The sequence below is a fragment of the Corynebacterium sp. HMSC071B10 genome (assembly GCF_001814825.1).
Taxonomy (GTDB): Bacteria; Actinomycetota; Actinomycetes; order Mycobacteriales; family Mycobacteriaceae; genus Corynebacterium.
The window spans coordinates 1-2,669 of sequence record NZ_KV817941.1; the positions used below are offsets into that span (position 1 = coordinate 1).

Consider the following 2,669-nt stretch of genomic DNA (forward strand, 5'->3'; position numbering starts at 1 on the left):
GATAAGCGAAAGTCACTGGGTTGCCGCCCGGTGGCTTTCTTCGTTTTCACTGTCTCCCACCGACTCTAAATGACACCAGTGTCATTTAGTAGTCATGACACGCGAAAAATGTGCCTTTTACCTGCAGTTACGCATGGCTTTCCATGTGTAACTGTTTTCGTCTGCAGATCTACTTCCCCATTTTCTCGTGCGCATATTTACCGTCACTGCGGTGGGGATGACGCATGTGGAACTGCTGGGTTTACAGGAATACATCTTTACATAACCTGTATTCCTGTAAACCTTTATTTATTGTTGCGCACGTATTCTTCGAGGTAGTTGCTGACAATCTCGCGTATGGTCACGCCTTTTTGCGCGGCGATGACTTTGAGTTCTGAGTGAAGTTCTCGGTCAATTTCGACGGTCATCTTCTTGACGTAGTCGCGGCCGGTGGGTTGGTGGAATGCACCTCGTACTGTTTTCTTCTCCACTGCCGGGGTCGGCTTTGCGGTTTTCTTTGACGAGGTTCGCGGGCCTTGCTGTGCCCTGGCGCGTTCTTTGCTGGTGCTCATTTCATCATCTCCATGAGTTCGTCTGCGACCTGTTCATAGCCGTGCATGTCTGGGCCTGGGCAGTAACCGAAGGCTAGGTGCATGTCCTCGCGTAGCGGTATTTCGGTTTTAAAGTGGGGCATTTGTTCTGCTTCGAGTGCTTCTCGTGCAGCGTCAAGGGCGCTGGTTCCCTTCCTGGCGAACGTCAGCAGGACTGCATGTGGTGTCCCGCTGACTGCGTCGCGCAGTTCCCACACGCGGGAGAGATCGGCCGCGGCAGAACGGGTCGGAAGAATAATGAAGTCACTGACAGCGATTGCTGCTTCAATAGCGTTCTCGTCTCCTGGCGGGACATCAATGAACATGAACTCATCGTCTCCGACGAGCGCCGCTTGCCTATCAACGCGCTTGGGAATGGACAGCTCAACCTCAAACGGTAAAGGATCTCCTCCGTCTTCCGCGCGTTCCGACCATTCCAGAGCTGAGCCCTGTCGGTCTAAGTCTGTGACAGTCACAGTCTTTCCTCGGTGAGCGAAAACCGTGGCAAGAAACATCGTTGTAGTGGTCTTGCCAACGCCACCCTTGGCGTTAATGGCAGTAATGATCATGGCTTCTCCTAAGTGGATGCGTCATTGCGTTTACTAGTTTACATATTTCAGTAAATACTGCTTTACAGGTCTACAGGCATACGGACATACAGCTTACTGTAAACTCTAAACGTGCTGGTAGATGAGTATTTTAGTTCTCTTTATCGTCTTGTTCTACAGACAAACCGGCGAGCATGATGCGGTAAAACTCGTTTTCAATGCTCTTATCTTCGAAGTCCGCTGCGACGTGTTCCCAGTGATATTCCTCTAGCTGGGGCAGCATCGCAGTAACTGCCATCTTGAGGTAGAAGCCACGACTGCGACCAGTTCGAGCACACAAAGTATCTAAGCGCTCAATGATGTCTTCTGGCATCCGTACAGATACCACTCGTCCTGACTTGTGGGGGCCTTGAACCATAACTGGGTGTCCTTTCACTTATTGTGTAAACAATGTTTACAGTTTGCCTTGCGGTAGTGTAGATATTTTCCGCAGCGGTATATCTCCACTGTGTAAACATTGTTTACCATAGGTTCGGAGTCGGCGAGAAGGGTCCGGACCTTTACTAAAGTTCCGGCCCCTCACTGCTAGGGGTGTTGTCTAGCCAGTTGTCTTGGTCATTGTCGTAGTCGTTATCTGCGGCAGCTTGCTGGTGGATACGGGATACCGTCTCGTCATCTGCGGTAGCGCTCATGCCGAGTGAGTCGAGGAAGTCCATAGACTTCTTCAGGCCTTGCATATCGCGACGTTGGGTAGACAGTGTGTCGAGTTCGGTCTCCAACTGGCGAATCGGGGTAGTAAAGCTGTCGCGATAGTCCACAGCTTGGTCGTAGTGCTGCGCGACTTTATCGCGCAGTCGGATTGCTTCATCGAGGATTGCTTGGTCCTCCTTGCCGTGGCGTAGTCTGCCGAAAAAGCCCCTCGTGTTCTTTTCTTCTACGGACTCACGAACCACCTGCTCTTGCTGTTCGCATTGCTTCCCGAGCTGTTCAACCGCCTGGTTGGCTTGGTCGTACTCACCGCGCAGCGTCTCTAGCTGGGCGCTGACTCGGTCTATCTCAGTACCGAGGTGCTCCAGAGCATCGCCAAAGTCCTGTTCCTGCTGCTCGCAAGGGGATGCGAGCTCTGGCTGTGCCACCTCATCGGTCCTGTCGACTTGAGCGCGAGCATGGAAGTCGACGAAGCGGGCTTCGCGCTTAGCGGCAAACGCCTGCATGTAGGCACCCATCTCGGTGCCGGCAAAAGGACTATCAGTATCTATATGGGTAGGGTGATTGACCAGTTTGGCCAGTTCCCAGTCCTGTTTGGCCTGTCCAAATAGCGCTTGAGGTGTGCGGTCACCTTGGGCGCGCACGCCTGCAGACACCAAGAGGTCGCGAGCGTACTCGGCAGACTCACGCCGAGAAACCTGGCGTATCTGGCCGTGCCCGGTCTCGGTATCTCCCGGTTGAGTCTCGGCGATGTAGAGGAAGTTACCTTCACGTCCACGGGTCATAGGCACGTAAACGCTAGCTTTATCCAGGTTGCCGATACCAGCGACGACACGGGACACAT

General features: G+C 53.1%; 3 protein-coding genes and 1 pseudogene. All 4 read right to left on the reverse strand.

Annotated features, from left to right (window positions below; all coding sequences use genetic code 11):
* Positions 1 to 284 precede the first annotated feature (284 nt).
* Positions 285 to 551, reverse strand: a complete 267-nt coding sequence (locus HMPREF2990_RS00950; RefSeq protein ID WP_070444778.1) for a hypothetical protein — start codon at positions 549 to 551, stop codon at positions 285 to 287.
* A complete protein-coding gene (locus tag HMPREF2990_RS00955) occupies positions 548 to 1,138 on the reverse strand; it encodes a ParA family protein (RefSeq protein ID WP_070444776.1) in 591 nt (196 codons plus the stop codon). The genes HMPREF2990_RS00950 and HMPREF2990_RS00955 overlap by 4 nt, the downstream gene beginning before the upstream one ends.
* A 130-nt stretch (positions 1,139 to 1,268) precedes the next feature.
* A complete protein-coding gene (locus tag HMPREF2990_RS00960; RefSeq protein ID WP_246817380.1) occupies positions 1,269 to 1,535 on the reverse strand; it encodes a ribbon-helix-helix domain-containing protein in 267 nt (88 codons plus the stop codon).
* Between the two features lie 145 nt (positions 1,536 to 1,680).
* Positions 1,681 to 2,669: pseudogene (locus HMPREF2990_RS00965) on the reverse strand (hypothetical protein); the annotation flags it as partial.